This is a genomic window from uncultured Methylobacterium sp., from assembly GCF_964242245.1.
Lineage (GTDB): Bacteria > Pseudomonadota > Alphaproteobacteria > Rhizobiales > Beijerinckiaceae > Methylobacterium.
The window spans coordinates 1-4,984 of record NZ_CAXTBY010000176.1 but is presented as its reverse complement, the minus strand read 5'-3'; the positions used below and the strand labels follow the sequence as shown (position 1 = coordinate 4,984).

The following is a 4,984-nucleotide window of genomic DNA, read 5'->3' as shown; positions in this document are numbered from 1 at the left end:
CCGACGGCGATCCTCGCGGGCCGCGACGTGGGCGCCCGCCGCGAAGCGTGCGATCGGCGCTGCGGCCCCTCACGCGACCACGAGGTGAAGGGCGCGGGGCGCGGGCGATAGGCGGACCTGCCGGCCCCAGCCGAAGGCGATGGAATCCTGCTCGATCCCGTCGGCGAACACCACGCCGCCCTCGTTCATCCGCGACGTGACGCGCAGCGGCGCATCGGTGAGCTTGCCGGCGCGCATCCGCGTGGCGGTGGCCACGCTCGGGAAGGGCTCGCGCACCCAGTAGCCGACCGCCCGCTCCTCGGGGCCGAGCGCGAGGGCGAGACGCGTCGCCTCCGCGATCGCGCGCGCCCAGCCGGTCGCCCCGGTGCCGGAGGCGACGATGAGGCCGCTGGAGGCGTGATCCTCCCCCGCGCCGTCCGCCTCGATCCGGTAGCGGGCGGACTGATGGCCGCGATGCCCGACGAAGACCTCGTTCAAGGCAAACAGCGTCTCGCCGCCGTCGAGCACGGCCTGCACCATGGTGCGCCGCTCGACCTGGGCCGCGCCCGCGACGCTGGCCGGGAGCAGCCGGCCCAGCCGCTCGACCGCGACCCGCGCCAGCACGCCGTCGTAGAGGTCGGGCGCCGGGTTGACGCCGATCACCGGCTGCGCGCCGAGGTACTTCGCGACGTTGGCGACCAGCCCGTCCTGCCCGACCGCGACGATCACGTCGTCGGCCGCGAACAGGAAACGGTCGAGGTCGGCGCGCCGCACCAGCGCCTGCCGCCAGTCCGCCGGCACCGCGGCGCGCGCCTGCGCGAGCACCGCGTGGAAGCGGGCGTGGCGCGCCTCGATCTCCGCGATCGGCTGGCCGCGGCTCTCCAGGAAGAAGCGCGCTTGGCCCCGCGTCGCGTGCCGGGCGATCAGCAGTTCGTAGTCGGTCTCGCGGGTGACGAAGACGGCGCGGTGCGTGGCGGCCGGCATGACCCGTCGTCCTTCAGCGCGCCGCGACCTGAGGCGCGGCCCTGCGGAACTCGCCCAGCGCGGCGGCCAGCAGGTCGGGCGTGACGGTGACGTGCTCGATCGTTTCCAGCTTGCCCGCGAGCTCGCGCGCGGCCAGCCCCAGCAGGACCGCCGGCGGCAGGTCGCGGTAGACCGCGACGCGCTGCTGCTCGGTCCCCACCCGCGCGCCCTCGACGAGGCGGATGCGCTCGGCCTCCGCCGCCGCCTCGACCCCGTGCGCTTGCGCCACGCCCGCCGCGCGGCTGCGGGCGTTCTCGGCCTCCTGCGTGATGAGCAGCGTCTCCCGCCGCGCCAGCTCGGTCCTGGCGGCGAGCTCGTTCTCGGCGATGGCGCGCTCCTTCTCGACCGCCAGCGCGCGGCGGGCGAAGATCGCCGCGTCGGCCTTCTGCTGGAGCGCCTCGAAGGTCGGCGTCTGCAGCGCGCGCTCCAGCTCGCTCGTCGGCGCGAGGTCGGTGAGCCGCACGGACACCGCCGCGACGCCGATCTCGGAGAGCGCCGGGTCCGCCGCCAGCATCGCCTCCAGCTTGCCGCGCAGGGGCTCGGGGCCCGCGGCGAGCAGCGCGTCCACCGGCTCCCCGCCGAGGTGTTGCAGCACCGCCTGGCTGCTGATGCCGATGATGCGCGCCTCGATCCGCTCGATCGGCTCGCCCCGCAGCTTGCCGGTGAGGAGGCCGATCGAGAAGTCGACGCGGCTCGCCAGCCGCTCGGGATCGACGACGTGCCAGCCGATCGTGCCCTGCACCGCGATCGCCTGGAAATCCCGGCTGCGGCCGCGGACGAACAGCGTCATCTCGCGGTCGTCCATGGGCACCTCGCTGATGCTCGCGGTCTCGGGCCGGAACCAGAACACCAGCCCCCGCCCGCTCTGCCGGACGCGGCCGTTGCGGTAGCGGATGACGTGGCGGCTCGCCTCGCTCCTCAACTGGGCGACGGGACCGATGGTGCGGATCGTGGCCATGGCATCCTCCTGAAGGTCAGCGCGCGCGTTGGAAGCGGTAGAGCTCGGCGGGACGGAACGACGTGCCGGCCTCGCGGGCACCCGTGGGCTCGAGCCAGCCCCGGTCGAGCATCCGCCGGCGGAAGGCGGGCTTGTTGAGCGGGACGCCCCGGATCGCCTCGTGCACGTCCTGCAACTGGCGCAGGGTGAAGCGTTCGGGCAGCAGCCCGAAGCCCACGTCCGAGTGGTCGAGCTTGCCCCGCAGCCGCAGCACCGCGAGCGCGAGGATGTCGGCGTGGTCGAAGGCGAGGGTGAGCGATCCGCCCCTGGCCGGTCCTTCGGCCGCCAGCACCGCGACCGGGCCGCCCGCCTCGCCGGCCCAGGGCACGGCGATCGTCGCCGCCCGCAGCCTCGGCGCGCGTTCGAGCGCGTCGGCGAACGCCGCCTCCGTCAGCAGGGCGAGGTAGGCGACGGTGACGATGCGCATGCGCGGATCGCGCGCGACGGCACCGAAGGTGTAGAGCTGCTCGACGTGAGCCCCGGCGATCCCCGCCTTCTCGCGCAGGACGCGCGCCGCCGCCGCGTCGAGGGCCTCGTCGAGGCGCACGAAGCCGCCGGGCAGCGCCCAGCGACCCGCGTGGGGATGCTGATCACGCTGCACGAGCAGGGCGGCGGGGCGACCGTGCCGAAGTCCGAGCAGGACCAGATCGACGGCCAGCGCGGGCCGCGGGTAGGCGGCGGCATCGTACGTCGCCAGAAAATCCGCCTCGTCCACGACAACGCCTTATATGCTCGATGCATCTTAGTTAGATGTATCGAGCATATATGTCAAGCCGGCGTTCTCGTCCGCATCGTTCGGACCGGCAAGACCCCGGCCGCGCGCTTTGCCGAATCGGCGCGGGATCACCCGCGAGGCGGCCGTGAGCGGACGCGGGCGCACGCCCATGCCCGTCAGGTCTGGCGCCCGGGCGAACGTCTCCCACCCGCCGAACACCGCGATGTCACGCGCGATGTCCTGCGCGCCCTCAACGAAGACCGCGCGGAAGACCGCGCGCGGGCGGCACCCGTGACGGGACGCGCGTCGCCGCGCGCCGGGTCATTCCGCCGCCAGTTGCATCCGCAGGCGCTGGCCCTGGCCGATCGCCCGGGAGATCACGGAGCGGCGCGCGCTGTAGGCGGCCGACACCAGGGGATAGTCGACCGGCAGGCCCCACTTGGCCCGGTACGCCTCGGGCGACAGGCCGCGCAGCGTGAGGTGCCGGCGCAGGGCCTTGTAGGGCTTGCCGTCCTCGAAGCTGACGAGGGTCTCCCGCCGGATCGAGGCGCGGATCTGCGCCTCCGACGGCTTGGCGACGACGGGCTCGGCGGGACGCTCCAGGGCGGTGATCGCCCCGTGGACGGTCCTGACCAGGTCCGGCAGGATTGCGGCCGGAACGCTGTTGCGCGCCACGTAGGCGGCGATGACCTTGGCGGCGAGCTCGGTGGTCCTGCTGTCGGTCTGCACGGTCTTCTCTCCTTCCGGGACTTCGTCAGGCGGTCCCGGGCATGGGAGCCGCGCTGGGCTGCGATGAGGGTTCGACGGGCAGGCGCCCGGCGGACGCACCCTCCGGAACGGCCCCGACGAGGGGAGACGAAACTATGCGCCGCTTCCGTCAAAAAACAACTTATGAGTGTATATCTTCCGAACGCGCGTCTACTTAGACCGTGGGGGACTCGCGCGATCGAGGCGCTTGCCGGCCGATGCTCGGCAGGGAGAGGTCAGGAATCAGGCTTGATGTCAGACGCTTGCGGATGGAGGCATCCCGTCCGACCTGGACGGCGGGAGGGATCGCGTTTCCGCCCTCGGAAGCCGCCACGGAGTAATTACATCTAAAAGTTGTAAAATGGTTTCCACTGCCACGGCGGTGCGGCCGCGGTCGCGGCACGGGGTCCGGCGGCGGGCCCGGGCCTTTACGCGGTGTCCGTCCTGACCGAGAACCGGACCGGGACGGCGCGCGAAGGGTTCGGCATGGAAGTTCTGGTCGTCGGTGCGGGCGTCGTGGGCCTCGCGGTGGCGCGCGCCCTGGCGCTGCGCGGACACGGCGTCGTCGTCGCGGAGGCCGCCGAGGCGATCGGGACGGGCGTGTCGTCGCGCAATTCCGAGGTGATCCACGCGGGCCTGTACTACCCGCCGGGTTCGCTGCGGGCCCGGCACTGCGTCGCCGGCGCGCGCCTGCTCTACGCCCTGTGCGAGAGCCACGGCATCGGGCACCGCGCCTGCGGCAAGCTGATCGTGGCCGCCGACGACGCGGAAGGGGAGGCGATTACCGCGATCCGGGCGCGGGGGGAGGCGAACGGCGTCGCCGACCTCGCCCTGCTCGACGCCGGCCAGGCGCGCCGGCTGGAGCCGAACCTCGCCTGCACGGCGGCGCTGCTGTCGCCGCGGACCGGCATCGTCGACAGCCACGCCCTGATGCTCGCGCTCCAGGGGGACCTGGAGGATCGCGGCGGGGCGCTGGCGCTGCGGACCCCGGTCCAGCACCTGTCCCGGGCGGGGCGCGGATGGCGCGCGGCCTTCGGCGGCGACGCGCCGGGCGACTACCCGTGCGACGCCGTCGTCAACGCCGCGAGCTTCGGGGCGCAGGCGCTGGCCGCGCGCACGGCGGACTACCCGGCCGGGCGGGTGCCGGCCCTGCGGCTCGCCCGCGGCAACTACTTCGGCTGCACCGGCCGCGCGGCCTTCAGCCGCCTGATCTACCCGGCTCCGGTCGAGGGGGGCCTGGGCACCCACCTGACCCTGGATCTGGCCGGGCGCATGCGCTTCGGGCCGGACGTGGAGTGGATCGACCACCTCGACTACCGGGTCGATCCCGCCCGGAGCGCGGTGTTCTACGCCGCGATCCGCCGCTACTGGCCGGCCCTGCCCGACGGCGCGCTGGTGCCCGACTACGCGGGCATCCGCCCGAAGCTCACCGGGCCCGGGGAGCCGGCGGCCGACTTCGTCATCGACGGCCCGGCCGAGCACGGCCTGCCGGGCCTCGTCCAGCTCTTCGGGATCGAGAGCCC

At 73.9% G+C, this 4,984-nt stretch carries 5 protein-coding genes; 1 reads left to right on the top strand and 4 read right to left on the bottom strand.

Translation table 11 applies throughout. The features are described 5' to 3' along the window. Positions 1-69 precede the first annotated feature (69 nt). From ACFE8Y_RS20665 to ACFE8Y_RS20650, 4 genes are all read right to left on the bottom strand, one after another. Positions 70-963, bottom strand: coding sequence for a hypothetical protein (locus ACFE8Y_RS20665; protein ID WP_375466247.1), 894 nt, complete (start codon positions 961-963; stop codon positions 70-72). A gap of 13 nt (positions 964-976) precedes the next feature. Beyond that, a complete protein-coding gene (locus ACFE8Y_RS20660; RefSeq protein WP_375466246.1) occupies positions 977-1,960 on the bottom strand; it encodes an SPFH domain-containing protein in 984 nt (327 codons plus the stop codon). A 16-nt stretch (positions 1,961-1,976) separates the two neighbouring features. Continuing rightward, on the bottom strand, positions 1,977-2,714 hold the full coding sequence (locus ACFE8Y_RS20655) for an NUDIX domain-containing protein (protein WP_375466245.1): 738 nt from the start codon (positions 2,712-2,714) through the stop codon (positions 1,977-1,979). A 321-nt stretch (positions 2,715-3,035) separates the two neighbouring features. Beyond that, positions 3,036-3,443 carry a MucR family transcriptional regulator gene (locus ACFE8Y_RS20650; RefSeq protein ID WP_375466244.1) on the bottom strand — a complete coding sequence of 136 codons (408 nt, stop codon included), beginning with the start codon at positions 3,441-3,443 and terminating at the stop codon, positions 3,036-3,038. 504 nt (positions 3,444-3,947) lie between these two features. On the opposite strand from ACFE8Y_RS20650, the gene ACFE8Y_RS20645 reads away from it, so the two are divergent. Then, a partial coding sequence (locus tag ACFE8Y_RS20645) for an NAD(P)/FAD-dependent oxidoreductase (RefSeq protein ID WP_375466243.1) occupies positions 3,948-4,984 on the top strand: 1,037 nt, incomplete at its 3' end.

What these genes read in the sequence shown, in the direction of transcription:
- ACFE8Y_RS20665 (WP_375466247.1), bottom strand. Translation starts at nt 963, where the DNA reads ATGCCGGCCGCCACGCACCGCGCCGTCTTCGTCACCCGCGAGACCGAC.
- ACFE8Y_RS20660 (WP_375466246.1), bottom strand. Translation starts at nt 1,960, where the DNA reads ATGGCCACGATCCGCACCATCGGTCCCGTCGCCCAGTTGAGGAGCGAG.